Origin of the sequence: Antarctobacter heliothermus, from assembly GCF_002237555.1 — a bacterium.
Classification (GTDB): Bacteria; Pseudomonadota; Alphaproteobacteria; order Rhodobacterales; family Rhodobacteraceae; genus Antarctobacter; species Antarctobacter heliothermus_B.
The window spans coordinates 3,699,115-3,725,265 of sequence record NZ_CP022540.1 but is presented as its reverse complement, the minus strand read 5'-3'; the positions used below and the strand labels follow the sequence as shown (position 1 = coordinate 3,725,265).

Annotated in this window: 24 protein-coding genes, 2 tRNA genes, 1 pseudogene and 1 riboswitch; of the genes and pseudogenes, 13 read left to right on the top strand and 14 right to left on the bottom strand. The window is 61.6% G+C overall.

The window, feature by feature from the left end; genetic code table 11:
• Positions 1–56 precede the first annotated feature (56 nt).
• Genes ANTHELSMS3_RS17675 through ANTHELSMS3_RS25830 form a run of 5 tightly spaced genes read left to right on the top strand, consistent with a single transcriptional unit; the run spans position 57 to position 3,739 of the window.
• Positions 57–1,043, top strand: coding sequence for an SPOR domain-containing protein (locus ANTHELSMS3_RS17675; protein ID WP_094036030.1), 987 nt, complete (start codon positions 57–59; stop codon positions 1,041–1,043).
• Entirely contained in the window at positions 1,040–2,050 is a 1,011-nt protein-coding gene (locus ANTHELSMS3_RS17670; protein ID WP_094036029.1) for a glycoside hydrolase family 3 N-terminal domain-containing protein, read from the top strand. Before ANTHELSMS3_RS17675 ends, ANTHELSMS3_RS17670 begins: the two co-directional genes overlap by 4 nt.
• Positions 2,047–2,838 carry a segregation and condensation protein A gene (locus ANTHELSMS3_RS17665; RefSeq protein ID WP_094036028.1) on the top strand — a complete coding sequence of 264 codons (792 nt, stop codon included), beginning with the start codon at positions 2,047–2,049 and terminating at the stop codon, positions 2,836–2,838. The genes ANTHELSMS3_RS17670 and ANTHELSMS3_RS17665 overlap by 4 nt, the downstream gene beginning before the upstream one ends.
• Entirely contained in the window at positions 2,831–3,505 is a 675-nt protein-coding gene (gene scpB / locus ANTHELSMS3_RS17660; protein WP_094036027.1) for an SMC-Scp complex subunit ScpB, read from the top strand. The genes ANTHELSMS3_RS17665 and scpB overlap by 8 nt, the downstream gene beginning before the upstream one ends.
• A 60-nt stretch (positions 3,506–3,565) precedes the next feature.
• Complete coding sequence (locus tag ANTHELSMS3_RS25830; RefSeq protein ID WP_198319835.1) at positions 3,566–3,739, top strand: hypothetical protein; 174 nt, start codon at positions 3,566–3,568, stop codon at positions 3,737–3,739.
• A gap of 8 nt (positions 3,740–3,747) precedes the next feature.
• On the opposite strand, the gene ANTHELSMS3_RS17655 is transcribed toward ANTHELSMS3_RS25830, so the two are convergent.
• The 8 genes from ANTHELSMS3_RS17655 to ANTHELSMS3_RS17620 all read right to left on the bottom strand — a co-directional run bounded on the left by ANTHELSMS3_RS17655 (position 3,748) and on the right by ANTHELSMS3_RS17620 (position 9,833).
• Positions 3,748–4,827, bottom strand: a complete 1,080-nt coding sequence (locus ANTHELSMS3_RS17655; protein WP_094036026.1) for a 2'-deoxycytidine 5'-triphosphate deaminase — start codon at positions 4,825–4,827, stop codon at positions 3,748–3,750.
• A gap of 182 nt (positions 4,828–5,009) precedes the next feature.
• Positions 5,010–5,086, bottom strand: a tRNA-Pro gene (locus tag ANTHELSMS3_RS17650).
• 65 nt (positions 5,087–5,151) lie between these two features.
• Positions 5,152–6,336, bottom strand: a complete 1,185-nt coding sequence (locus ANTHELSMS3_RS17645; RefSeq protein WP_254694769.1) for a MerR family transcriptional regulator — start codon at positions 6,334–6,336, stop codon at positions 5,152–5,154.
• Between the two features lie 7 nt (positions 6,337–6,343).
• Entirely contained in the window at positions 6,344–6,646 is a 303-nt protein-coding gene (gene ihfA / locus ANTHELSMS3_RS17640) for an integration host factor subunit alpha (protein WP_094036025.1), read from the bottom strand.
• A 150-nt stretch (positions 6,647–6,796) separates the two neighbouring features.
• Positions 6,797–7,768, bottom strand: a complete 972-nt coding sequence (locus tag ANTHELSMS3_RS17635; RefSeq protein ID WP_094036024.1) for a beta-ketoacyl-ACP synthase III — start codon at positions 7,766–7,768, stop codon at positions 6,797–6,799.
• On the bottom strand, positions 7,765–8,865 hold the full coding sequence (gene plsX, locus ANTHELSMS3_RS17630) for a phosphate acyltransferase PlsX (RefSeq protein WP_094036023.1): 1,101 nt from the start codon (positions 8,863–8,865) through the stop codon (positions 7,765–7,767). Before plsX ends, ANTHELSMS3_RS17635 begins: the two co-directional genes overlap by 4 nt.
• A gap of 28 nt (positions 8,866–8,893) precedes the next feature.
• Complete coding sequence (gene rpmF / locus ANTHELSMS3_RS17625) at positions 8,894–9,100, bottom strand: 50S ribosomal protein L32 (RefSeq protein WP_089279710.1); 207 nt, start codon at positions 9,098–9,100, stop codon at positions 8,894–8,896.
• 154 nt (positions 9,101–9,254) lie between these two features.
• Positions 9,255–9,833 carry a YceD family protein gene (locus ANTHELSMS3_RS17620; RefSeq protein WP_094036022.1) on the bottom strand — a complete coding sequence of 193 codons (579 nt, stop codon included), beginning with the start codon at positions 9,831–9,833 and terminating at the stop codon, positions 9,255–9,257.
• 89 nt (positions 9,834–9,922) lie between these two features.
• Between ANTHELSMS3_RS17620 and ANTHELSMS3_RS17615 the strand changes: the two genes are divergently transcribed.
• The 3 genes from ANTHELSMS3_RS17615 to ANTHELSMS3_RS17605 all read left to right on the top strand — a co-directional run bounded on the left by ANTHELSMS3_RS17615 (position 9,923) and on the right by ANTHELSMS3_RS17605 (position 13,101).
• On the top strand, positions 9,923–10,381 hold the full coding sequence (locus ANTHELSMS3_RS17615) for an outer membrane protein assembly factor BamE (protein WP_254694768.1): 459 nt from the start codon (positions 9,923–9,925) through the stop codon (positions 10,379–10,381).
• A 108-nt stretch (positions 10,382–10,489) separates the two neighbouring features.
• Complete coding sequence (locus ANTHELSMS3_RS17610; protein WP_094036021.1) at positions 10,490–11,218, top strand: GNAT family N-acetyltransferase; 729 nt, start codon at positions 10,490–10,492, stop codon at positions 11,216–11,218.
• 65 nt (positions 11,219–11,283) lie between these two features.
• Positions 11,284–13,101, top strand: coding sequence for an ABC-F family ATP-binding cassette domain-containing protein (locus ANTHELSMS3_RS17605; protein ID WP_094036020.1), 1,818 nt, complete (start codon positions 11,284–11,286; stop codon positions 13,099–13,101).
• 6 nt (positions 13,102–13,107) lie between these two features.
• Here ANTHELSMS3_RS17605 and ANTHELSMS3_RS17600 read toward each other — a convergent pair whose 3' ends face one another.
• Positions 13,108–14,181, bottom strand: a complete 1,074-nt coding sequence (locus tag ANTHELSMS3_RS17600) for an AbrB family transcriptional regulator (RefSeq protein ID WP_094036019.1) — start codon at positions 14,179–14,181, stop codon at positions 13,108–13,110.
• An 81-nt stretch (positions 14,182–14,262) separates the two neighbouring features.
• Between ANTHELSMS3_RS17600 and ANTHELSMS3_RS17595 the strand changes: the two genes are divergently transcribed.
• On the top strand, positions 14,263–15,375 hold the full coding sequence (locus ANTHELSMS3_RS17595; protein ID WP_094036018.1) for an acetoin utilization protein AcuC: 1,113 nt from the start codon (positions 14,263–14,265) through the stop codon (positions 15,373–15,375).
• Positions 15,376–15,400: 25 nt separating this feature from the next.
• Here the strand turns inward: ANTHELSMS3_RS17595 and ANTHELSMS3_RS17590 are convergent.
• Positions 15,401–15,474, bottom strand: a tRNA-Gly gene (locus tag ANTHELSMS3_RS17590).
• A gap of 124 nt (positions 15,475–15,598) precedes the next feature.
• Here ANTHELSMS3_RS17590 and ANTHELSMS3_RS17585 point away from each other — a divergent pair.
• Entirely contained in the window at positions 15,599–16,741 is a 1,143-nt protein-coding gene (locus ANTHELSMS3_RS17585; protein WP_094036017.1) for a fumarylacetoacetate hydrolase family protein, read from the top strand.
• Positions 16,742–16,762: 21 nt separating this feature from the next.
• Here the strand turns inward: ANTHELSMS3_RS17585 and ANTHELSMS3_RS17580 are convergent, their stop codons facing one another.
• The 3 genes and pseudogenes from ANTHELSMS3_RS17580 to ANTHELSMS3_RS17570 form a co-directional block, all read right to left on the bottom strand.
• Positions 16,763–18,802, bottom strand: a complete 2,040-nt coding sequence (locus ANTHELSMS3_RS17580; protein WP_094036016.1) for an ASKHA domain-containing protein — start codon at positions 18,800–18,802, stop codon at positions 16,763–16,765.
• 111 nt (positions 18,803–18,913) lie between these two features.
• Complete coding sequence (locus tag ANTHELSMS3_RS17575) at positions 18,914–20,062, bottom strand: CaiB/BaiF CoA transferase family protein (protein ID WP_094036015.1); 1,149 nt, start codon at positions 20,060–20,062, stop codon at positions 18,914–18,916.
• Positions 20,063–20,231: 169 nt separating this feature from the next.
• Positions 20,232–20,866 (bottom strand): annotated as a pseudogene (locus ANTHELSMS3_RS17570) (arginase family protein).
• Positions 20,867–21,041: 175 nt separating this feature from the next.
• Between ANTHELSMS3_RS17570 and ANTHELSMS3_RS17565 the strand changes: the two are divergent.
• The 3 genes from ANTHELSMS3_RS17565 to guaB all read left to right on the top strand — a co-directional run bounded on the left by ANTHELSMS3_RS17565 (position 21,042) and on the right by guaB (position 25,071).
• Positions 21,042–22,523 carry a hypothetical protein gene (locus tag ANTHELSMS3_RS17565; RefSeq protein WP_157733558.1) on the top strand — a complete coding sequence of 494 codons (1,482 nt, stop codon included), beginning with the start codon at positions 21,042–21,044 and terminating at the stop codon, positions 22,521–22,523.
• Between the two features lie 95 nt (positions 22,524–22,618).
• Positions 22,619–22,796: riboswitch (cobalamin riboswitch) on the top strand.
• Positions 22,797–22,837: 41 nt separating this feature from the next.
• Complete coding sequence (gene bluB, locus ANTHELSMS3_RS17560) at positions 22,838–23,539, top strand: 5,6-dimethylbenzimidazole synthase (RefSeq protein ID WP_094037209.1); 702 nt, start codon at positions 22,838–22,840, stop codon at positions 23,537–23,539.
• 83 nt (positions 23,540–23,622) lie between these two features.
• Positions 23,623–25,071 carry an IMP dehydrogenase gene (gene guaB, locus ANTHELSMS3_RS17555; RefSeq protein WP_094036013.1) on the top strand — a complete coding sequence of 483 codons (1,449 nt, stop codon included), beginning with the start codon at positions 23,623–23,625 and terminating at the stop codon, positions 25,069–25,071.
• Between the two features lie 248 nt (positions 25,072–25,319).
• On the opposite strand, the gene ANTHELSMS3_RS17550 is transcribed toward guaB, so the two are convergent.
• The gene (locus ANTHELSMS3_RS17550) at positions 25,320–26,132 is read right to left on the bottom strand and encodes an NAD-dependent epimerase/dehydratase family protein (protein ID WP_254694767.1); all 813 of its coding nucleotides are present in this window, start codon (positions 26,130–26,132) and stop codon (positions 25,320–25,322) included.
• Positions 26,133–26,151: the final 19 nt, after the last annotated feature.

The following is a 26,151-nucleotide window of genomic DNA, read 5'->3' as shown; positions in this document are numbered from 1 at the left end:
GTTGAGCAGCAACGCATCCGGGTGGCAAAGCACTGCCTGGGGGACATGAGGCAGCAATGGCGGATTTTACCTTTGAAGGGGGCCACTCGGCCCCGCATTCGGGTTCTGGAAACATGGCGTCGATGGCGAACTGGGCCGGGGCGGCAATGTCTCTGGCACTGGTCGTGGGCATCGCGGTTTGGGGTTACGGGGTTGTGGCACGGGACGTCAGTGGCGTGCCCATCGTAGAGGCCCTGTCCGGCCCGATGCGTGTCGCCCCTGATGATCCAGGCGGCAGACTGGCCGATCACCAAGGCCTTGCGGTCAACGCGGTTGCCGGTTTCGGTGGCGCGGCGGACCCGGTCGACCGACTGACCCTTGCACCGAGCGCTGCAGGACTTCAAGCTGATGATGTGGCGTTGGGGGCCTTGGCCCCGGTCGAAACGCCGCGCGATGTGCAGCCCACGCTGGCCCGCAATGCCGAGATCGTCGAGGTCCCGCCCACCGGCGCGCCGATCCCCGAAAGCCCCGAACCGAACTCCGCACTCTCTGCCCTAGCTGATGAGATCGCCGCGCGCGCCAAGCCACTCAGCGCCTTGCCCGAAGGGACGGACGCCGAGGTTGTGACCGCGTTGGCCTCTGTGCTGCCTGACACGGATCGCGTGTTGTTTGACGGCCCCGGCCTGTCGCGGTCACTGCGTCCCCGCCTGCGCCCTGCCGGTTTGGCAAGCGCGCCGCGTACAACGCAGGCCGCTGTTGTCGCGGCAGCCGCCTCTGTTCCGGTGACGGAAGTGGACCCTGCCACATTGTCCGCTGGAACCCGGTTGGTGCAAATCGGGGCCTTTGACAGTCCCGAGGCGGCGCGCACCGAATGGCAGCGTCTTGATGGGCGCTTCGGCGACTATCTCGATGGCAAGGACAGGGTAATCCAAAAGGCCTCCTCTGGCGGTCGTACGTTCTACCGGCTGCGGGCGCATGGGTTCGAAGATCTCTCTGATGCTCGCCGGTTCTGCGCCGCCTTCGTCGCGCAAAAAGTCGACTGCATTCCGGTTGTGACACGATGAGCGCCTTTGGCGCGGTCATCCTTGGCTGTGCTGGCACGACCCTCTCGGATTCGGAAGTAGCTCTCTTCTCCGGGACGCGGCCGTTTGGCTTTATCCTCTTCAACCGCAATTTGCAGGACGCCGATCAAATCGGTGCGCTATGTGACGCGCTGCGTGAGGCAGCCGGTCACAACGCGCCGATCTTTATCGACCAAGAGGGGGGCCGCGTGCAGCGCCTGCGCCCGCCTCTGGCCCGCGATTGGCCTGCCCCGCTGGACGATGCCGCAGCCCCGAACGCCGAGCGCCGCTTTTACCTGCGCGCGCGGCTGATCGCCGAAGAACTGCGCGGGCTGGGAATTGACGGCAACTGTATCCCGACGCTGGACATTGCCCGCACCGACACCCACGCGGTTCTTCGCAACCGCTGTTACGGCACCGACGGCGCAACGGTGATCCGACATGGCCGCGCTGTAGTGCGTGGCTGTCTTGATGGCGGCGTACTGCCGGTAATGAAACACATGCCTGGTCACGGGCTGGGTACGCTCGACAGCCATCTGGACCTGCCGTGCGTGGCGACGGACCGCGCCACGCTGGACCGTCAGGATTTCGCCGTGTTCAAGGCCTTTGCCGACCTGCCGCTGGGCATGACCGCGCATCTGGTGTTCGAAGACATCGACCCCCGTCCGGCAACCCTGTCGCCGGTGATGAATTGCATTTTGCGCGAGCAGATCGGCTTTGACGGTTTGTTGATGACCGATGACATCTCGATGCAGGCACTGAGCGGCACAATTGCTGAACGCGGCTCAGCCGCGCGCAAAGCGGGCTGTGACGTGGTCCTGCATTGCAATGGCGATCTGGCAGAGATGCAGGCGCTGTGCGACGCCGTCGGCGTGATGGATACACAGGCGCAGGCCCGCGCAGAGCGCGCCTTGCAGGCCCGCACCGCGCCCAAGCCAGTTGACATCGCGGCGCTGCGCGCTGAGGCTGACGCTTTCATGGCTTTGGACCCGCACACCGACCCCGCATGAGCGATACCCCGGATCTTGTCGAATTTTCGGTCACCGAGCGCCTCGCCGCAGAGGCGCTTGTGGTTGATGTGGACGGCTTTGAAGGGCCGCTGGACCTGCTGCTGAACATGGCGCGCACGCAAAAGGTGGACCTGCGCAAGATTTCGATCCTGCAACTTGCGCGGCAATACCTTGGCTTTGTCGAAAAGGCCAAGACTCTGCGGATCGAACTGGCGGCTGACTATCTGGTGATGGCGGCTTGGCTGGCTTTTTTGAAATCCCGCCTGCTGCTGCCGCCAGATCCCAGCGAAGAGGGGCCATCGGGTGAAGACCTCGCCGCGCATCTGGCCTTTCAGCTTGAGCGTTTGCAGGCGATGCGCGATGTCGCCGCGCGGCTGATGGGGCGTGATCAGCTAGGGCGCGACTTCTTTGCGCGCGGATTGCCGGAGCAAGTCGAACAGGTGCGGCAGGTGAAATACACCGCCACCCTGCTGGACCTGATGCAAGGCTATGCCCGCATCCGCACCCGCGATGAATTTCGCCCCTTTGTATTGGACCGTGACCGGGTGTTCACCATGGAACAGGCTTTGGAACGGATCAGGGGTCTGATCGGGTTCGCCGGAGCCTGGACCGACATCCAGAGCTATTTGCCCGATGGTTGGTTTGAGGATCCGGTGCGCTGGCGGTCCGCCACCGCCGCGACGTTTGCCGCATCTCTGGAACTGGTCAAAGAAGGCAAGGCCGAGTTGAAACAGTCCGGCACGTTTGAGCCGATCATGATGCGCCGCAAGGAGAGGCGGGATGACTGACGCCACACCCGAAGAGGGCCACGCGCCTCGCGAAAGCCTGTTTGAGGCACCGCCCATCGCCGAGCAGGAACGCATGGTCGAGGCGATCCTGTTTGCCAGCGCCGAGCCGGTGACCGTTAAGGAACTGAACGACCGGATGCCGCATGGCTGCGACGCCGCAGAGGCGATGGTCTATCTCCGCAAACGCTATGACGGGCGCGGCGTGAATGTGGTCCGGGTCGGGGACGCGTGGGCGATCCGCACCGCGCCTGATCTTGGCTTTCTGATGCAGCGCGAAACGGTTGAGACGCGGAAACTGTCGCGCGCCGCGGTCGAGACTTTGGCCATCATTGCCTATCACCAACCAGTCACACGGGCCGAGATCGAAGAGATCCGCGGCGTGTCTGTGTCGCGCGGCACTGTGGATCAACTTCTGGAAATGGAGTGGATCCGCTTTGGCCGCCGCCGCATGACTCCGGGTCGGCCGGTGACATTTGTGGTGACACAGGGCTTTCTGGACCATTTCGGGTTGGAATCTGCCCGCGATCTGCCGGGGTTGGCCGATCTGCGTGCCGCCGGTCTGCTGGAAAGCCGTCCGTCGCCCTTGGGTGTGCCCCAAGCGGGAGAAGGCGACGTAGACGCCGAAGAGGGTCCGGAAGAGGGCCAGAGCGAGCTGTTCGAGGACTGAACCGCCCGAAAATGGGCGCAATTGGCGGCTAATCTGCGCGTCAAAACAGGAGAGTCGAATATGAACGTTCAACAGATCATTAATATGGTTGTGCGAATGGTCCTGCGCAAACTGGTCAACAAGGGCATTGATGCGGGTATCCAGCGCGCCAGCGGTGGCGGCCAACAAGGCCGTGAGGCGCAGCGCGCCGTCCGTCAGGCCCGCCGCGCGGCGCGGATGGGCACCCGCCTTTAACAGGCGGATCAACCGTCGCGAAAATGTTTCGACAGCTTTAGGCCCTGCCCCTGATAGTTTGACGCAATGCCGGCACCGTATAGCTGCGTCGGCACCTGCGACATCCGCTCATACACCAGCCGACCGACGATCTGCCCGTGTTCCAGCACAAAGGGCGCCTCGTGGCAGCGCACCTCCAGCACACCGCGCGCGCCCGCACCACCTGCGGCCGCGTGGCCAAATCCGGGATCGAAGAACCCGGCATAGTGCACCCGAAACTCCCCAACCATGGCCAGATAGGGGGCCATTTCAGCGGCATAGCCCGGTGGAATATGCACCGCCTCGCGGCTGACAAGGATGTAGAAAGCCCCCGGATCAAGAATCAGCTGCCGACTGTCTGATCGTAATTCGTCCCAGTAGTCCTGCGGATCATATGCCCCGATCCGATCCAGATCGATCACCCCGGTATGCGGGCGGGCGCGGTATCCGACCAGTCCGCCGTCGCCGGGATGCAGGTCCACCGAAAAACCCAAGCCCTCACTGATCACCGGCGTGCCTCCGCCGACCAGCGTTTCGGCGTCGTGTAGGATGTGTAGCTCTGCGTCAGTCAATACGGAACGTCCGCGTCGAAACCGAATTTGGTTTAGGCGCATGCCCGGACGCACCAGAACAGAAAATGAGCGCGGGCAGATCTCTGCATACAGCGGCCCGTCATAACCTGCTCCGATGCGGTCAAATTCCACTCCGCCGTCGGTGATCACGCGCGTCAGCAGATCCAGCCGCCCGGTCGAGCTTTTGGCGTTGGCGATGGCCTGCACGTCGGCGGGTAGGCGCACCTGTTCCATCAGGGGCACCAGATAAACACAGCCCTTTTCCAGCACCGCGCCGGACCCCAGTTCGATCCTATGCATCTCGAACTCGTCAATGCGGTCTGCAACACTGCGCCCCTGACCGGCCAGAAAGGACGCCCGCACCCGGTAGGCAACCTGGCCCAGCCGCAGATCAAGGCTCGCCGGTTGCACTTGTCCGTCGACAAACGGCACATCGGCGGCAATCGCGCCCTGCGCAATCAGCGTTTCGATTTCTTGGCTGGGTAGAACCCCGGTCATCGCTGTCCCCTCGTTTCATCTGTCTTAGCAAGGAGTTGCAGAGAGTTGGAGCGTAAAAGCGCCGCGTTGCGCGCGGTCGCGCGGGGAGATGGGAAAAACAACTCACAGGGATGCATTCACCTGATCCCACGCGGGGCGCGCACCCAAGGGGGTGGTCATAGAACTGGGGTGTTTTGGAAAAATGGTCGGGCTAGCAGGACTCGAACCTGCGACCTTCCGTCCCCCAGACGGACGCGCTACCAGACTGCGCCATAGCCCGACGTGTCGGGGTGGTTTACGCTTTTTTTCGTCAAGAGCAACCCCTCACAACGAAAAATCAGAGGCTCAGGAAAGCGGTGAAGACAGCCGATCCCTAAGCGCTTCGAGTGCGGGAAGTTGCGCGCTCAGCGCGGCTTTCTGCGCGGCTGTCAGGGTGGCGATTCGCGCGATTTGACCAAGCGGGCCGATGCCGGAGCGGACGACTGGCGCGGCGGCGGGTGGCGGGGTTTCGGACACACTGAAATCAGGCAGATCGAGCGGAATTCGCCGGTCACTTGTCTTGACGGGTTCAATCTGAGGATCATCAACAGGTTCTGGGGACGCATCCTCCACCGTTGCAGCAATCGGCGTCTCGTCGAACGGCATTTCAGGTAGGTCCGGTAGGACCGTTTCTGACTCTGGTTCTGTTTCTGGCGCGACCGTCTCAGCGGAGTCGGTGACGATCGCAGACGCTGCTGAACTGGCGGCTTGTGCTTCCGAATCCTCTTTGCCGTCCGTTACGTCTGACGCATTCTCTTCGTGCGATTCTGGCATGGGATCCATAGGAGCCGACTCAGGTCCGGCGATCACCGGCGATTCAGGGTCGTCCGGGGACGGATTCATCGGGCCACTGTCGTCGACCACTGACGGATCGGCGTCCTCAGAGGTTTCAAGTTCACGCGGTGCTGCGGTCATCGCCACCTTGTCGGGCGCGACGTCATCTGCGTATTCGATATCCGGCTGTTCGACGTCCTGTTCAGAGTCCGGTAGGTCGGTCTCAATGGGCGGTTCGGTCATGGCGACAGGCTCCGCCGGTTCTGGCTCTTCCGGCTCTGGTTCCCGCGCAATTGACTGGGGCACAGAGGGGGCATCGGCCCGTGGGCCAACTGCTTCCAACGGGAATGTCAAAACCTCGCCTTCGGTATCGTTTAACGGCACTTCGGTGTAGGGCGCGTCCTCGATTAGGTCGGTGTTAGCGGTTCCGTCCTCGTCTGCTGACTGCGCCGCAAGCGACGAGACATGGCGCACGCCCTGTTCGCGCAGGACCTTCTGCACGCCTTTGATGGTCATGCCATCATCATGCAGCAACTTCTTGATTCCACCCAACAATTCCATATCTGCTGGACGATAGTACCGACGACCGCCAGCCCGCTTGACCGGTTTGACCTGGCTGAATTTACTTTCCCAAAAGCGCAGCACATGTGCAGGCGTTTCCAGCCAATCGGCCACTTCTGAAATGGTGCGAAATGCGTCCCTGGACTTGGGCATCATCTGCGCCTCAGCGCTTGTTGCCCGCAGCCACGCGGTCTTTCATCAAGTGCGAAGGGCGAAACGTCAGAACGCGTCGTGGTTGGATCGGAACCTCTTGGCCGGTCTTGGGGTTGCGACCCACGCGCGCCGCCTTGTCCCGGACCGAAAAGGTGCCGAATGACGAGATCTTGACCTGTTCGCCGGCAACCAGCGAATCCGACATGTGCTGCAGGACCGCCTCGACCAATTCGGCACTTTCGTTGCGCGACAGACCAACCTCGCGGAAGACTGCTTCGCTCAGGTCCATGCGCGTCAGCGTCTTTTCACCCATGATCGTCCCTCCCAGTGTGTCATTCGGATTATTGGTACGAAAAATCACAAGTCAATATCAATGACTTGCGGCAAGCAATTTATCCGCTCGTTAAACGCTTAACTGCAACATTCCGGGTCAGTTGTGAGTGTTGGCAGTGTTTTTCAACATTTACCAGCGCAGGACAACCGATCCCCAAGCCAGTCCGCCGCCGATTGCCTCTGTCACCACAACGTCCCCAGACTTGATCTGGCCGCGCGCCTTTCCGACCGACAGGGCCAGCGGAATCGAGGCGGCAGAGGTGTTGCCGTGGTCCTGAACGGTCACGACAACCCGCTCCATCGGCAGGCCCAGCTTTTTGGCCGTACCATTGATGATGCGGATATTGGCCTGGTGTGGGACGACCCAGTCAACTTCATCCGACGAGATGCCCGCCTTTTCCATGGCCGTTATGGCCGTGGACGCAAGTTTTTCAACAGCGTGGCGAAAGACTTCCTTGCCCTGCATACGAAGGAATCCAGTGTTCTGTTTGCTCACACCGCCATCGACATACAGGATATCGCGGAACCGGCCGTCGCTGTTCAGGTCCGTCGCCAGGATGCCACGATCTGCCTTGGTGCCTTCACCTGCCGAGGCTTCTAGTATCAGCGCACCTGCGCCATCACCAAACAGGACGCAGGTGCCGCGGTCCGTCCAGTCCATGATGCGCGAAAACGTCTCTGCGCCGATCACCAGAATGCGCTTGGCCTGACCGGATACGATCAGCGCGTTGGCATTGGCCAATGCATAAATGAACCCGGCACAGACCGCCTGCACGTCAAAGGCAAACCCGCTGGTCATGCCCAATTCGGCCTGCACCATGGTCGCAGCAGAAGGGAAGGTCAGGTCGGCAGTCGATGTGGCGACGATTAGCGCATCGATCGAGTCGGCAGAGATGCCGGCATCCGCCAGAGCGGCCCGCGCCGCGCGCGTGGCAAGATCCGATGTGGTCTGGCCTTCGGCCGCGAAATGGCGCCGTTCGATGCCGGAACGGCTGCGGATCCAGTCGTCAGTGGTCTCCAGCGTCTTTTCAAATTCAGCGTTTTCGACAACGCGGTCGGGCAGGTAGTGCCCGACTCCGGTGACGACGGCGCGTATGGTCATGATTTATTGACGTCCTTTTGTGAGTCGCCATCCTGCGCTGCCTCGGCGGCAGAGGCAACCCGTGCGGCCAGCCTGTCGCCAAAACCCGAACGCGCTAGCTCATACGCCAACTTGACAGCGGCGGAAATGCCGGTGGCGTCCGCCGACCCGTGTGATTTCACAACCGTTCCGTTCAGGCCCAGAAAGATACCGCCATTCACCCGGCGCGGGTCGATGCGCTTTTTCAGCCGGCGCAACGAAGTCAGCGCCAGCACCGAGGCAATGCGCGACAGCGGCGAATAGGCAAATGCTTCGCGCAGCAGGTCGCCGATCAGCGATGCGGTGCCTTCGCCGGTCTTGAGCGCGACATTGCCGGTAAAGCCGTCGGTGACGATGACGTCACAGCGTTTGCCGGGAATGTCGCCACCTTCGACAAAGCCAACGAATTTGTAGTTTCCGGCATCCTCGCGGGCGGCAATCAGGTCATGCGCCTCTTTCAGTTCGGCGCGGCCTTTGTGCTCTTCGGTGCCGACATTCAGCAGACCAACCCGTGGTTTGGTCAGCGCCAGACCGTTGCGGGCATAGGCCGAGCCCATAAGCGCGTATTGCAAAAGGTCTTCGGCGTCGGCGCGGATATCCGCACCCACGTCAAGCATCACGTTGAACCCCTGCGGGTTGCGGGAGGGCCAGAGAATCGCAATGGCGGGGCGGTTCACGCCGGGCAATTTGCGCAGGCGGATCATCGACAACGCCATCAGCGCGCCGGTATTGCCGCAGCTGACGGCTACGGTGGCCTCACCCGCGCGCACCGATTCCAGCGCCGACCACATAGAGGTGCCCTTGCCATGCCGCATGACCTGACTGGGCTTGTCCTCCATGCTCACGACGCCCTGGGCGTCGCGAATCTGGCACCGTTCGCTCAGCCCGCGCCGCCGTTGGACAAGCTTTTCAAGCTCATCCGCAGGACCGTGCAGGATGAAATCCAGTTCGGGATTGATGCCGGCAGACGTGTAAATACCGGCGACTACAGCCGCCGGTCCCCGGTCTCCGCCCATGGCGTCGACCGAGATCACGATGCGAGACGAGTCGGAGCCTCGGTGGTCCTTCGGAGAAGACATTCAACAGGCGTCCCGACGGGAAGATCGCTTAGGCGGCGTCTTCGTCCAGTTCGATGTCGTCAGTCATCGCAACAACTTCGCGCTCAGCGTAGTGGCCGCAGGACGGGCAGACGTGATGCGGGCGCTTCAGCTCGCCGCAGTTGTCGCATTCGTTCGGGTTGGCGCCGGAAAGGGCGTCATGCGCGCGACGGTTGTTGCGACGCGACTTGGAAACTTTGTTCTGTTGGACAGCCATGTCTCAACCTTTTTTGTCGCCGGGGGGCGGGGCCGCCCGTGGTGTTTCGGATGGGGACATGTCGCGAAGCCTGTAAAGGCTCGCATCGACATGTGCCTGACGTAGTCTTGAGCGCGCGAAAATACGCGGTAACGCCGAATTGGCAAGCGATTTCTCAGCCCTCATTGCCGTCGTCTTGCATTTTTTCGCGCAGGGCCGCAAGCCCCGCAAACGGCTTGGTCTCTTCATCGGTGATGGGGGCGACGCCATCTGCGGCAAACTGCGCCTCTCCCATTTCGACGCCCGCCTTGCGCGGGTATGTGGGCAGCGCCAAGGACAGTGCCTCTAGCATGATGCCCTCGACGTCGATTTCGTCGCCCAGCACCTCTATAGTTTCATCGTCGGGCATTTCGGTTTCTGACCCGGCTTCGGGCGAGTCCAGCCGTTCGGGCGGCAAGAACTCGCGCACGACCGTCGTGTCGATCCGGGTTGTCACCGGTTCCAGCGTTACAATGCAGGCCTGCACTGCCGTGGCGCCCAGTTTGGCCTCTAGCCGCCAGCCGGTTTTGCCCATCGGCGACAGTTTTCCATCGAATCGCAACTTGCGTAGCGCCTCGGCCCCCAGTTCGGTGGCATAGCGCGCGCGATCCTTGGGGCCGGGTTCCAAACGCACCGGCGTCGATCCGGTATGTCGGAGGCTGGCGACGCGCAGTCGCGTGGCGGTCAAACGGCCTTCGGAGGGATCGGTGGTCATTGCGTCGGCTTTTCCTGTGCTTGAATGGCGGGCATTCCTTATGTAAGCGGGATAGGTGGCAGAAGGGCCCGTGACAAGAGGGGCGTGACATGATCAGTTTTGCAGGCAAGATGAAGGTTCTCGTTGCGTTAGGGGGGCTGGTGGTGCTCTCGGCGTGCGCTGCACAGTACCGGACGCATGGTTACCTCCCTTCGGAGGAAGACCTGCAACAGATCGTGCCTGGCATCGACACCAGGGCCTCGGTCGAGGATATGATCGGTGTTCCCAACGCCGCCGGCGTGCTGAACGGGGCAGGGTACTACTATATAGAGACCGAAGTGCGCCACTTTGCCTATCAAAAGCCGAAAGTGATCGAACGGACCATCGTTGCCGTCACCTTTGATGAGACCGACGTAGTCCAGAATATAGCCACCTACGGGCTAGAGGATGGGCGCGTCGTGACCATCAACCGCCGTGTGACCCAGACAACCGACGGCGACATCAGCTTTATCCGCAAATTGTTCGGCAACGTGGGCGGCATCTCGGCGGCCGGTCTTTTCGGCGACTGATCGCGGCCTTTTTCCGGCTTTTTGCAACCGTCATTTGATTGTCACGCGGTTTTGGCATCTCGTCACAGACACGGACGTGCGAGTCGCACGCCGGGCAGGAGCGAGCGGATGATCCAGTTGACACGCGGCCGCTATCGCGCACGCATGGCTGACACAGACGCGGATATCCTTGCGGCGCAGAGCCTGCGCGGCTGTGCCTTTCACGGGGGCGGTGTGGACAAGGATCGGTTTGATGCGATCTGTGACCATGTCCTGATCGAAGAAACCCGCAGCGGCTCTCTGGTTTGCTGTTTTCGTTTTTTGCCACTGGCCAGCGGCGACGAGATCGGGCGCAGCTATTCGGCGCAATATTACGAGCTATCCGCGCTCGAATCCTTTTCGGGACCGATGGTGGAGATGGGGCGCTTTTGTATCGATCCGGATTTGCGCGACCCGGACATCCTGCGCGTGGCATGGGGTGCAATGACGGCCTATGTCGACGACAAGGGCGTTGAGCTATTGTTCGGGTGTGCCAGTTTCGCTGGCACGGACGCGCACGCCTATGATGATGCGTTTGCCATGCTCAAGGCGCGTCATCTTGCGCCGCGTCGATGGCTGCCTCGCGTCAAGGCACCAGATGTCTTTCGTTTTGCCCAACGTCTGCGGCTCAAACCGGATGCAAAACAGGCCATGCTGCGGATGCCGCCGCTGTTGCGCACATATCTGATGATGGGCGGATGGGTTAGCGATCACGCTGTCGTGGATGCGCAGATGAACACGCTGCATGTGTTTACTGGGGTCGAGATTGCAGCCATTCCTCCGGCCCGCAAAAAGCTGCTGCGCGCGGTAGTGGGCTAAGCCTATTACACAGCGGTTTCGCTTGTCCGCTTGACGCCGCGCCCGCGCTTGCCTAGCTGGCCTGCATGGCAACACCTCCTCTCCTTCAGCTCACCGATGTCTCGCTCACCTTTGGCGGAAACCCTGTGTTCGACAACCTGTCGTTGACCGTCCATCAGGGCGACCGTGTCGCGCTGGTGGGTCGCAACGGGTCCGGAAAATCCACCTTGATGAAGGTCATGGCCGGGTTGGTCGAACCGGACCGGGGTACCCGCGTCGTGCCGACCGGCTCTTCGGTTGGATATATGGAACAGGAGCCTGATCTGTCGGGGTTCGAGACGCTGGGCGACTTTGCCGCCTCGGAACTTGCGGCCTCGGAAATGTACCGGGTCGAGCGCGCCTCCGAAGGGTTGAAATTTGACCCCGACCGCCCGGTTTCCACCGCATCAGGAGGCGAGCGGCGCCGCGCCGCTCTGGCCAAACTGATGGCAGAGGCACCCGACCTTATGCTGTTGGATGAGCCGACCAACCACCTTGATATCGAAGCAATTTCCTGGCTGGAGGATGAGCTGAAGTCCACGCGAAAGGGCTTTGTCCTGATCTCGCACGACCGGCGTTTCCTGAGCGAGTTGACTCGTGCCACCCTCTGGATCGATCGGGGCGAGGTGCGCCGTCAGGAGCAGGGTTTCTCTGCGTTTGAGGCATGGCGCGACAAGGCTTGGGATGAGGAAGACACACAACGTCACAAGCTTGATCGCAAAATCAAGTCAGAGGGACGCTGGGCTGTCGAGGGCATCAGCGCCCGCCGCACCCGCAACCAGGGCCGCCTGCGTGCCTTGCAGGATTTGCGCAAAGAGCGGTCCGGCCAGATCCGCAGACAGGGTTCTGCGGCGCTGGAACTGACCGCTGGGCCAAAGTCCGGCAAGAAAGTGATTGAGGCCAAGGGGGTGACCCACGCCTTTGGTGACAAATCCATCGTGCGCGCCTTTGAAATGACGATCCAGCGCGGTGACCGCGTAGCTTTTGTTGGTCCGAACGGCGTCGGCAAGACCACCTTGATCAAGATCCTGACCGGGGAAATCACCCCCGACGAGGGCACAGTCAAACTGGGTACGAATCTGGTGCCTGCTGTCTTTGACCAGAGCCGTGCGCAACTGGACCCTGATGCCTCGCTCTGGGATAGCCTGACGCAGGATCGTGGGATGCGGGTGTCCGGGTCGTCCGATCAGGTCATGGTGCGCGGCGCGCCGCGTCATGTGGTGGGCTACCTCAAGGACTTTCTGTTCGACGAACGGCAGGCGCGGGCGCCGGTGCGGTCCTTGTCCGGTGGCGAAAAGGCTCGGCTGTTGCTGGCGAAATTGTTGGCGCGGGAATCGAATCTGTTGGTGCTGGACGAACCGACAAACGATCTGGATGTCGAAACGCTGGACCTGCTGCAGGAACTGCTGGACGATTACGATGGCACGGTCATGTTCATCAGCCACGACCGCGATTTTCTGGATCGCGTTGCCACAACCACCGTGGCGATGGAGGGCATAGGCCGAGCTACAGTTTATGCCGGGGGCTGGTCCGACTATCAGGCGCAGAAACGCGCCGACGCGGCGCCAGAGAAAAAGGCAAAGTCCGCGCCGAAACCGGAGAAATCCGCTCCAACCTCCAAGCCTGACACGCAATCGTCCCTCAGTTTCACCGAAAAGCACCGACTTGAGGAACTGCCCACTGTGATTGACCGGTTGACAGCGGAAATCGCCAAGTTGGAAGAATTTCTCGCTCAGCCCGACCTGTTCACCAAGGAGCCGATGAAGTTCAAGAAGGGAACAGAGGCACTGGTTGAACGGCAAACTGCGCTGGCGGCGGCAGAGGAAGAGTGGCTGGAATTGGCGGAAAAGGCAGAAGACGCCTGAGCGTCCTTAGCGCAGCCGCAGTAGGCGCGCCATGACGCTAAGCTCCACCACTGTCATCAGAATACGCGCGACGTGGTGCAGGCTGACAAGTGCGGGATTGGCTGCAAGGCTCAGCGCCACGACGGACATTTCGGCCACGCCACCGGGTGAGAAACTAATCAGAAGGTGCAACCATTCGATCCCGGTGATTTGCCAGAGGATCACCGACAGGATGCCGCCCAGAATCAGCATGTAGATCACCGACACCAGCGCGAGCCAGGCGCAGCGACGTAATAGCGCGAGGTTGGTGCCCTTGAAACGCATCCCCAAACTGACGCCGATCACCAGTTGTGCAGCGGCGATCAGCCAGACAGGAAGGTGCAGATCCAGCACGCCGGTTGTGGTTGCCAGCGCCGCAAGAATCATCGGCCCGCTGAGTTGGGCGGCGGGAAGACGGATTAACCGCGCCAGCCCGAGCCCCGCGCCGGCCGCTACGAAAATCAGCAGCAGCGTTTGCGCGGTCACAGGTGTGTGGCCCGAAGCAGCCCGCAGGCCTGCGGCGCTGCCCACCGGCGCGCCCATCCATAGCGACAGGCCCAGCGGCAACAGCGTGATCACGACGATGATTCGCAAGAATTGCTGGGCAGTCAGGATACGGATGTCGGCCCCCGCGCCTTCGCCCATCACGATGCTTTCCATCAGACCGCCGGGTGTCCCGGAATAAAAGGCGGTGGCGCGGTCATAGCCTCCCAAACGCTGAAAGATCAGAGTGTTGCCAAGATGTGCGAAGATCACGAAGACCACCAGCCCGCCCATCGTCCACGGCAGTTGTCCGGCCAACGAGACCAGTTCTGCCGTGACCTGTGTCCCGATCATTACCCCGATCAGCGCCACAAACGCAGTCCTGAACGGCAATGGAAACGCGTAGTCGGCCAGAAATGTCGGTTCCCAGACAAGGATCACAAGAGCAGAGGACAGCAGCCCGCCCAGCATCCAGGGCATCGGCACATGCGCCCAAGTGGCGGCAAATCCGCCAAGTGCACCCAAGGCAAGAATTGCGGCGGTCTGCCAGATCAGGCGGAGGGAGGGAAAGACATGCATGCGAGAGTGTTATTCCCGCTTGTTGCTCTGTGCAATCCACCGGGGATTTCCTTTGGGGCGCAAAGGCTCTAGCTGACGGTCATGCCCAGCCAGTGTTTTATCGGATCTTCTATCTATCGCGGCTCTGTCTACGGGGCGCGGCATCCACTTTCCATTCAGCGGGTGCCAGCAGTGATTGATCTGGCCCGCACACTGGGTTGGCTGCCGGCCGCGCGCTATCGAACCTCTCCGCGAGCTAAACCCGCTGCTTTGACGCGCTTTCACACGCCCGACTATGTGGCGGCGTTGCAGGCGGCTGAGGCGGCGCAAGAGGTCGATGAGGCGGTGCGGGCGCGGCATGGGCTGGGCACACTGTCCAATCCTGTGTTTGCCGAGATGTTTCGCCGTCCTGCCACGGCGGTGGGGGGCGGATTGCTGGCTGCCGAACTGGTCGCCGAGGGTGGTGTGGTTCACAATCCCGGCGGCGGTCAGCATCACGGGTTGCCGGACCGGGCCGCCGGGTTCTGCTATTTGAATGAGCCGGTCCTGACTATTGAACGCCTGCTGGAGATGGGGCTGTCGCGTGTGGCCTATGTCGACATCGACGCACACCATTGCGATGGGGTCGCGTTGGGGTTTGCGGGTCGTGAGGACGTGCGCATGATCTCTGTTCATGAAGCGCGGCGCTGGCCTTTTACAGGCGCGCTGGCCGATACGGCGGGCGGGTCTGCCTTTAATCTGCCCGTGGCACGCGGGTTCAACGACACTGAGTTTTCTCTGGTGCTGGATCAGGTCATCCTGCCCGCCGTGGCCGAATTTTGCCCTGACGCCATCTATCTGCAATGCGGGGCGGATGCGTTGGCCGAGGATCCTCTTGCGCGGTTGTCGCTGTCAAACCGCTGTCATGTGCTGGCGGTGCGGGCGTTGCGCTTGCTTGCGCCCAGACTAATCGTGTCGGGGGGCGGCGGATACAACCCGTGGAGCGTGGCACGCTGCTGGACTGCTGTCTGGGCAGAGATTGCTGGCTATGAGGTGCCAAACAGATTGCCCGAGGCGGCAGAGGCCGTGTTGCGCGATCAGGTCTGGCACCGCAAGGGGACGCCTGATCCTAGGATGTGGACAACTTTGCGCGACGAGGCTCGGGATGGTGCGATTTCAACGGACCTGCGGGCAGATGTTGCACGTCTGACAAGCCGATTTCGGGCGGCTGCCTGACGTGGATACACTACTGTCGGAGAGTTGGAGCGGGTAGCGGGAATCGAACCCGCGCGTTCAGCTTGGGAAGCTGACAGGCTACCATTACATCATACCCGCCGCGACGCGCATGGGTAGCTTAGCCCCGGCGTGTCGTCAAGAACTCTCGGTACCTGTTCCGCTGGTGCGGAAACTGTTCTAGATCTTTGGAAAAACCAGAAAACATCACCGGAGGACCCACATCATGACGCTTGGATTGCCTGCAAATGGGACGTTTGTTGGCCGCGTTTGGCGGCCTGATCGCGATGGTCCGGCCCTGATCGCGCGGCGCGGCGCCGAGGCAGTGGATATCACCTGCCGCGATGTGCCGACCATGCAGGCGCTACTGGACCGCGACGATTCCGCCGCCTTTGCCGCTCAGGCACCGGGTGAAAGCCTTGGATCGCTGGAGGCGTTGGCCGTGGCGTCCATCGAAACACCCGAGGGAGCGCATCTGCTGGCCCCGTGCGACATGCAGCCGGTCAAGGCCTGCGGAGTGACCTTTGTGTCCTCCATGCTGGAGCGGGTAATCGAGGAGCAGGCCAAGGGCGATCCGGCGCGCGCGTTGGCGATCCGCGAACGCTGTACGGCCATTCTGGGTGACAGCCTGCGCGCGGTGGAGCCGGGTTCTGACAAGGCATTGAAACTCAAGGAGGTACTGATCGCCGACGGCGTCTGGTCGCAGTATCTTGAGGTGGGCATCGGTCCCTACGCCGAGGTGTTTTCCAAAGCCCAACCGATGGCGTCTGTGGGGTTTGGGGCAAGTGTCGGGCTGCACCCGATTTCCACATGGAACAACCCGGAGCCGGAGGTTGTGTTGGCTTGCGACGGGCGGGGCCATATCAAGGGCGCGACGCTAGGCAATGACGTGAACTTGCGCGATGTCGAAGGGCGGTCCGCGCTACTGCTGGGCAAGGCCAAGGACAACAATGCCTCTTGTGCGGTGGGGCCGATGTTGCGGTTGTTCGACGACAGCTATGGGCTGGACGATGTGCGCAACGCGGAACTGACGCTGACGGTGACCGGCACGGATGGCTACGTCCTAAATGGACGTAGCAGCATGTCCCAGATCAGTCGCGACCCTGAGGATCTGGTGGCGCAGACGTGCGGCGAGCATCACCAATATCCCGACGGGTTTTTCCTGATGCTGGGCACGCTTTTTGCCCCGACCGAGGACCGCGATGTTCCGGGGGAGGGGTTTACCCATAAGCTGGGCGACGTGGTCGAAATCTCGGAACCGGCACTGGGGAGGTTGGCCAATACCGTGCGGTTGTCGACGGAATGCCCGCCGTGGCGTTTTGGTACCAGCGCGCTGATGCGCAATCTGGCGTCGCGCGGGCTGCTTTAGGCAGCCCGCGTGCCGGGCGGGTCAGGCGCGTTTGCGCCGCCGCCGTCCGCCCCGGTCGTCGCCACCAGAGTTAAAGCTGACGTCGGGCAGGTTGACGAGCTTTTTCAGTTCCGGGAAAGGGTCCGTCGCGTGCGGGATCGCGTTGGCGGCGACAAAGTGTTCCTGAAACTTTGGCTCGATTGCGGTTTCGACCTTGGTGATCTCACGCACCACGCGCTCAATCTCGCGACGCGCGGCAAGATTGCACAGGGCGATGCGTGCACCGGTGCCGGCGGCGTTGCCCGCGCTTGTGACCTTGTCCAGCGGCACATCGGGGATCATGCCCAGCACCATTGCGTGCAGCGGTGAGATATGAGCGCCAAAGGCACCCGCCAGCACAACCCTGTCCACCTTGTCTACGCCGCGCGTGTCCATCAATAGGCGCGCGCCCGCGTAGAGCGCGGATTTGGCTAGTTGGATGGCGCGGATGTCGCCCTGGGTCACGGTGATCCGGGGGCCGCCGTCTTCGCTGGCGTCATGCACCAGATAGGAAAAGGTGCGCCCCTCTGGGATACAGCGTTCCGTGCCGGTCTTGTCCGGTCCACCGATCAGGCCGGAGGGGTCCATCAAGCCCGCAGTGCGCAGTTCGGCCACCGCCTCGATGATGCCCGAGCCGCAGATGCCGGTGATACCCGACGCGGCGGTTTCCTCGGCAAAGCCATCCTCGTCCGACCACTTGTCACAGCCGATCACGCGGAAACGCGGCTCTTTGGTCACTGGATCAATGCGGATCGCCTCAATCGCGCCGGGCGCGGCGCGTTGGCCGGAACTGATCTGTGCGCCCTCAAAGGCGGGGCCCGTCGGAGAGGAACAGGCCAGCACGCGGCTTTTGTCACCCAACAGGATCTCGGCATTGGTGCCCACATCAACAATAAGCGCCAAGTCATTGGATTTTCCGGGTTCTTCGGACAGGGCCACCGCGGCGGCGTCGGCCCCCACATGGCCTGCGATGCACGGAAGAATGTAGATTTGCGCCGACGGCGGCAGCGCCTTCAGGTCGAGGTCGCGGGCTGTCAGCGTCATGGCATCGGACGTGGCCAGCGCAAAGGGCGCTTGGCCCAGTTCCACCGGGTCGATGCCCAGCAGCAGGTGGTGCATCACTGGGTTACAAACAAAGACCGTCTCAAGGATCAGGCTGGGGTCAATCCCGGCCTCGGTCGCAATTTCAAGCACCAACGCGTCCAATGCCTCGCGCACCGCGCGGGTCATTTCGGCATCGCCGCCGGGGTTCATCATGGCGTATGATACCCGGCTCATGAGGTCTTCGCCAAATCGAATTTGCGGGTTCATGATGCCCGAGGACGCCTTGACCTCGCCGGTGTCCAGATCAGTCAGATGCGCGGCGATGGTGGTCGATCCAAGGTCGATGGCAAGACCATAGATCCCACCCTCATGCAGTCCGGGCCAAGCTGCAAGAAGGCGTGGAACAGCATCGTGATCGTCTTTGTGTAAGGCGACGGTAATTTCCCAGCCACCTTTGCGCAGGACAGGCTGCAATTTCGAAAGTGTGGAAAACTCTGTGGATATCTCTGGGATATCCCATTGTGCCTCCAGCGCGCGGGCCACCCGCTCTAGATCGCCGGTTGGCTCGTGCATGTCGGGCTCTTGCACCTCGACGTAGTACAGCCGCGTCGCCGGATCCATTTCGATCACACGGGCGGTCGCCGCTTTACGCACGACCTGACGATGCACCTGACTTTCAGGAGGGACGTCGATCACCACGTCGCCCTGAACGGCGGCCTGACAACCAAGGCGACGACCTGACTTCAGCCCGCGCTTCTCGTCATAACGTGCCTCGACCGCGTTCCAATCCGACAGGGCGTCCTGAGCCACATGCACGCCGTGTTTGGAAAAGTCGCCATAAGACGGGGTGATCTGGCATTTCGAACAGATGCCACGGCCGCCGCAGACCGAATCCAGATCAACGCCCAGCTGGCGTGCGGCGGTCAGAACGGGGGTGCCGACAGGAAATCGGCCGCGTTTGCCTGAGGGCGTGAAAATAACAAGGGGGTCTTGGGCCATGTCTGTGCCTCCGTCGGGTGTTGTCGCGGACCATAGCGTCTGTCGCGCCGATGGAAAGGCGATGCCGCGTCAGGATTCCGCCGGAAAGCGGCATGGTTGCCGGGTCGGGGCCTAACCCTGCTCCAGCCAGCGTAGAATTTCACCGCGATTGCCATCCAGATCCGGGGCAGGGCCGCGCGTTGTCGGGTCTGGCGCATCGCTCATCTTGATCGGATTTCCGGCGGATTTGTAGGCTTGGCGACCGTTCTTGTCCAACACGTCCACCACCATGTTGCGTGCGATGATCTGAGGGTCCTTCAACACCTGGGCCACATCCTGAATCGGCCCGGTCGGGATGCCTGCGGCGGTCAGCCGCGAGATCCAGTAGGCGCGGGTGTTGTCCAGTGTTACAGCCTCAATCAGCCGTTTCAGCAGCCGGGTGTGTTTGCAGCGCGCGTTGTTGGTGGCAAATCGCGGATCGTCCGAAATGGGCAGGTTCAGTGCGATGCACAGTTTCTCGAACAGCCTGTCGTTTCCTGCGGCGATCACAAACAGCCCGTCGCTGGCATGGAACGTTTCGAACGGGCTTATCGACGGATGCCGCGCGCCGGACGGCCCGGGTGCCTTGCCGTTGACAGTTGTTAGCGCGACCGCGTGTTCAAGGATTGCCAACTGACTGTCCAACATCGACACATCGATCTTGCGTCCGACACCGTTGCGGTCTCGGTCGAGCAATGCGGCCAGGATGCCTTGGCTCAGGAACATGCCGGCCACGATATCGCCGATCGACGCGCCGACACGCACCGGTTCTCGGTTTTTCTCGCCGGTGATCGACATGACGCCGCTGCGCGCCTGCACCACGATGTCGTAGGCGGGGCGTTTCGAATCCGGTCCGGTGTGGCCAAACCCGGACACCGCGCCATACACCAGTCGAGGAAATGCGGCGTGCAATTCGTCCCAGCCATAGCCCAGCCGTTCCATCACGCCGGGGCGAAAATTTTCGACTATCACATCGGCACGTCCCAACAGACGCTCAAAGATAGCCCTGTCCTCATCTCCCTTGAGGTTCAGAGCGATGCTTTTCTTGCCGTGATTGAGACCAGCGAAGTAGGCGGATTTGCCATCCTTGAAGGGGGGGAAGGCACGGGTATCGTCGCCGGTTCCCGGCGCTTCGACCTTTATGATCTGCGCGCCCATGTCCGACAGGGACATAGTGCAGAACGGTCCTGCCAATACATGCGTCAGGTCCAGAATGACATATCCGGCGAGAGGGGCGGTCATGGGCGGGTCCAGTTCTGAGTAGCGTTACGCTCCTGACCACACAAGCGTGACAGGGCGGTGACGGCAAGGGGCAGCGTGAAGACGCGCGCCGCTCCGCCGAAGGCAACGCTGGGCCGAAACCGGGCTAGGGACGCATTTTCAGCCCTGTGTCACAGGCGTTGGCATCGTCTCAGGCGCGGGACAAGCCGGCGTGAAAGACAAACCCCAGCAGGTTCATCAACAGTTGCGCCGCAAGGATCGCGGTGCTGCCCGTCGGATCATAGTCGGGTGTCACCTCGACAAGGGCGACCCCGACAATCGGGAGCGTGCGGGTGACGCCGTGGCGTTCGTCGACGAAATCCAGATGCGCGTCGATCTGGAGTATGTGAAACGGCGCGCGGCCCTCATAGTCCTCACAACATGGAATAATATCGGAATGGTCGCCGCGGGTGGTAACGGGTAGGGCGCCCGCAATCAGTGCCGCCTCGATCCCCCGGCGGATATTGGCGTGGCTGGTCAGTGTGTCCGTGTGGACAATTTTGGCATCGCCCATGTCCGCAGCGCGCACTCCCTTAAGGTAGGTGACGTCATTCTCATGCTCATAGGCCGCCGCGTGGCCGAAACTGAACAGGGTAGACGCCTCACACACACCGCGTGGGCCAAATCGCGCGTCGGCACGCCACTGTGTGCCCGCATCGCATGGCGCGCCAAGATTGGCGGCATCGGCGTCCAATGCGGTTCAGTTCGGCTGATAGGACGCGCGGCAATAGTGCAGATGCCGGTAGCAGGCCGGTTCAGGCGGCCGCTGTCGTATCCGTGGGGCAATGTGCGCACTTCATCGTAGGGCACAGCCTGCCGAGTGCCCCAGGCGCGGCAAGAGGGGCGGTATGTCAAGCACGTTTTTACCGTAAAAGTTGAATGATGATCTTTGTTTTCCTCCTTACGTTGGGTAACGTAACGTCACTTGGAGCGTGCGATGAGTTTGGGAAAGGAAACAGGGATGCGTTATTTTGGAGTAAAGGCAGGGCTATTGGCTTTCTTGCCGCTGGCAGCAGGGGCGCAGGATTTCGGGGTGGACATGCCCGCAGAACCGGCACCCGGGATCGTCTTTCCCACCGCTGAGGAAGAGATCAATTCCTGGATCTATGCACAGCCGCAGAACAGTGCGGCCATCCACGGCCATGCCTGGGGCATATGGGCGGGCCTGACCAATCCGGTCGACGGTGAGGGGGCTTTTGCCCGCGTGACCTATCAAACCTGGCTGACCAAGGCGAATGTCATTGCGGTCTTTACCGGCAAAGAGCCACAGAGCCATTTTCAGCTGGGCGAATCCTCGCAGATGTTCCGGCACGGTCTGGTGGACGGGTTTCTGGCCGATGCCGCCTCTGAAAAGAAGGACGGAACAGAGCCCAAGGCCAATGCTGCCGGGATCATCGTAAACGCTGACGTGCTGGAGAACGTGGCCTACAGCCCACCGTCTGCCTCTTATTTGCTGGAAACCGGGACGGGCAAGCCCGAGGTGCTGGACAGGTTGCTGGCCGATGGCGACAAGGTGCAGTTCCCCGACAATGCGGTGAACGTCAAACCGGTCTACAAGCTGATCACCGAGGAGCGGCTGACGGATTGGACCGATGCGGATGGACGGACGCGCAAGCTCTATGCCTTTACCGCGTGGCCCGGTGTTCCAGATTTGACCAACTGGACGCCTGACATGAAAGAGGGCGGCTATCCCGAAACGCTGTGGCAGCAATGCGTCTACGTCGACATGGACCTGAAAGGGCCAACCACCTCAACCGGCGTGGATGTGAATTGCAAAAGCCCCGGTGCCGGCAACATCTATTCCATCGACGATTTTATCGCCGTGGATCTCAAGGCGCAGAATGCCGCCTTTGTGAACAAGACCACCGGCGAGACCGAGGAAATCGGCGGCGATGGCCCGGCGATTGCGTTGCTGGTGGCGATGCATGTCACCTCACGCGAGACGACACAGTGGACATGGCAGACTTTCTGGTGGGAGGCGGATGCCGCGCACCCCAATACCCCCTCCAGCGCGGCGATTGCAGCGGCGCGTCCTTCGCCCCTTACGTCGCAGGCTGCGCATTACGCTATGGCCCCGGCCTATTCGATGCTGGTTCCGGCACAGCCGCTGGTGGGCGGCAAGAACGTCGGAGAATTGGTAACAGCGTTCAACCCCTATCTTGAGGCGGGCTTTGGCACGCCGATTATTTCGATCATGGAAACGGTCCAGACCCCGGATGGCAAGGGGGCGTGGACAACCACGACCACGGACATGGGAATCCAGACCAACTGCATGACCTGTCATGGCCTTGCGGCCTGGGGCGGGCGCGGATCCAACTATGCGGCCAATTTCTATGTGCCCCGGGATTACTGGGTTTTTGACACGGCCCTGGATGTGGATTTCGCGTGGTCGGTTGAGGCAATTGGAAATGCAATCAAGGCGATGGGGGCCAAAGACGACTGAGCACCTTAAGTTGTCCGAACAAAAGCAGGCGCGACATTGGGCGCCTGCTTTTGCCAATGAAGACGGATCGCGGGTTGTCGCGTTTGCCGTTTCACAGCAATCTGCCGCCGTCAGGTGCCCTGCTACGGGGAGAATCGGGAAGCTGGTTTAACTCCAGCGCGGGCCCGCCGCTGTAAGGGGGACGGAACGCACAAGTGCCACTGGGCTTTCCCGGGAAGGTGTGCGTTTCGACAGATCCCAAGCCAGAAGACCGGCCTGACGACATGGACCAACGCCTGGAAAGCGTCTGGTCGCAGTCACTTGCGAGGCCGCACATGTCCGATCCCCTGATCGCTCCCGAAAGGGCGCGCCAATTCACGCCAGCCGAACGCCGGGCGCTGTACGATGTCATCAATGCGCGCCGCGATGTGCGCAATGAGTTCCTGCCGGATCCGATCGCTCCTGACATGCTGCGCCGGGTGTTAGAGGCCGCCCATGCTGCGCCGTCGGTCGGGTTTATGCAGCCGTGGAATTTTATCCTCATCCGTAATGCCGCGCGGCGGCAGGCGGTACACGCGGCCTTTGCAGAGGCAAATGCCGAGGCGCAAGCCATGTTCGATGGTGAAAAGCGAAATAAATACGCGGGGTTGAAGCTCGAAGGTATTCTGAAATCACCACTGAACATAGCTGTAACCTGTGACCGTTCGCGCGGCGGAAAGGTGGTGTTGGGGCGCACCCATAACCGCGACATGGATCTGTATTCCACGGTCTGCGCGGTGCAGAACCTGTGGCTTGCGGCGCGGGCAGAAGGACTGGGCGTTGGCTGGGTCAGTATCTTTCGGCAAGAGGACTTGCGCGGTTTGCTGAGTTTGCCAGACACGGTCGAAGTGGTGGCCTATCTGTGCGTCGGGCACATCGACGAATGCTTTACCCAACCGGAATTGCAGGCACGGGGTTGGCGGCACAAGCTGTCCCTGGATGATCTGATTATGGACGACCACTGGCAATCAAATGCCCCTGTCGAACGAGATGTATGAGGCGTGGCACTGCGCGGGCTTTCCTTTCCCTGCCGCCCATGCGATAGGGACGCGCCAACCGATCCCTCCCAAGGAGTGCCCCCATGGAGATTCGCGAGGCTTTGACCTTCGATGACGTTCTGCTTGTTCCTGCGGCCTCAAGCGTGTTGCCGTCCACCGCTGACACGCGGACCAAGGTCACCAATTCCATCGCCCTTAATATCCCGCTGCTGAGTTCCGCAATGGACACAGTGACCGAAAGCCGTATGGCCATTACGATGGCGCAGGCAGGCGGCATGGGTGTGATCCACAAAAACCTCGGGATTGAGGAACAGGCGCGCGAAGTGCGCCGGGTCAAACGCTTTGAAAGCGGGATTGTTTACAACCCGGTCACGCTGCGGCCCAACCAGACTTTGGGCGACGCACGGTTGCTGACCGAACGGTACGGGTTCACTGGTTTTCCGGTGATTGACGAAAATCACCGTGTTCTGGGCATCGTCACCAACCGCGACATGCGCTTTGCCGAAAACGATGCGACGACGGTTCAGGCCATGATGACCCGCGAAAACCTGGCCATCCTGACGGAACCCGCTGACCGTCAGGAAGCGATCAATCTGATGAAGGCGCGGCGTATCGAAAAGCTGCTTGTGACCGATGCGACAGGCAAGTTGACCGGCCTGCTGACGCTAAAGGACACCGAACAAGCGGTGCTGAACCCGACCGCCTGTAAAGACGGGCTGGGGCGACTGCGCGTGGCGGCCGCATCCGGCGTGGGCGACAGCGGGTTTGAGCGGTCTGAGGCATTGATTGATGCACAGGTTGACATCATCGTGGTGGACACGGCGCACGGCCATTCGGCCGGGGTGCTGGAAGCCGTGGAGCGGGTCAAGCGGCTGTCGAACCATGTGCAGGTGATTGCGGGTAACGTCGCCACGGCCGAGGCGACCAAGGCGCTGATCGGTGCGGGGGCGGATGCGATCAAGGTAGGCATCGGCCCGGGGTCGATCTGCACCACGCGGATGGTGGCAGGCGTGGGTGTGCCACAGCTGACCGCAGTTATGGATTGCGCGCGCGCGGCAGGGGACGTGCCGGTGATTGCCGATGGCGGCATCAAGTTTTCCGGCGATTTCGCCAAGGCCATCGCAGCCGGGGCCAGCTGTGCCATGGTGGGCAGCATGATCGCAGGCACCGATGAAAGCCCGGGCGAAGTGATCCTGTATCAAGGGCGGTCGTTCAAGGCGTACCGCGGCATGGGGTCCATGGGCGCCATGGCGCGCGGCTCTGCCGACCGGTATTTCCAGAAGGATGCGGCCAGTGACAAGCTAGTTCCCGAAGGGATCGAGGGCCAGGTGCCGTACAAAGGCCCGGCAGGCACGGTGATCCACCAACTCGTGGGCGGTTTGCGCGCGGCCATGGGGTACACTGGCTGCGCCACGGTTGAAGAGATGCGCCGAAATTGCAGCTTTGTACGGATCACCGGCGCGGGCCTGAAGGAAAGCCATGTGCACGATGTGCAGATCACCCGCGAGTCGCCGAACTATCGGATCGGGTGATCATGCGTTCCTGATGCGCGGGTTGGGGACGGGACTCGGGCCCCTTTGGGGGCCCATCGCCCGCCCGCCAACCCGTTTTCTGATTCTGTTTCTCACCATTGGGTGACGCCCACGGCGTGTTCTTTGCTTTCGGACCCACCTAAGAACAGGTCCTTGGTGAGCGGTCGATGACAGAATGGTGCGCCGGAATCACCTCAACGGTCGCGCGCAAGATGCTGAAATCAGGGCGTTTCCGGCGGCCTTCTGTGCTATTTCTCGTGGATGCCATCGGCGGTAAAGGATCCGCCCTGATAGACGACGTCGGGCGCGTCGCCCGGGAATTTTGCCTCTGAGGCATCCAATTTGGCGCGGAAGGTTTCCGAGTTGTCCTGCGGACGCCAGCCCAACCACGCGACCTTGGTGTTGTCCCACCAGACGGTATCGTTGTCCGAGACGCCATAGATTACCGGACATCCCAAGCGCGGCACGTCAAAGACCCGTTCGATCAGTGAGACGAAATCGCCGTAGGACATCCAGGAGGACAGCATTCGGTGGGTTTTCGGTTCGTCAAAGGACGACCCGATCCGCACCACGGCCGTTTCCTGTCCGAACTTGTTCCAATAGGCGGATGCCATCATCTCTCCGAAGACCTTTGAGACACCGTAGAGCCCATCAGGTTGCGGGTAGACCGTGTTGTCGATGACTTGATCCTGACGGTAAAAGCCGACTGCGTGGTTCGATGAGGCAAAGACGATGCGCGGGTGGCCGTGTTTGCGGGCGGCCTCGTAGAGGTTGTAGACCCCTTCGATATTGGAGTCGCGGATCACTTCCCAAGTGCCTTCGATTGATTTTCCGCCGAAATGCACGATGCCGTCGCAGCCTTCGACCAGCGCGTCGACGGCGGCCTTATCGGCCAGATCGCAGGGGACGATCTCCTCATGCGGGGCGGCGTCGCCCAGATCGGCAACGTCGGACAGGCGGATCGTGTGGGCCAGATGCGACAGCCGCGAGCGTAGCGCATGGCCCAGCCCACCGGCGGCACCGGTGATCAGAAGGCGGTTCATCTTGGAGGTCGGGTGCATGGAGTATCCTTTGTGTCTG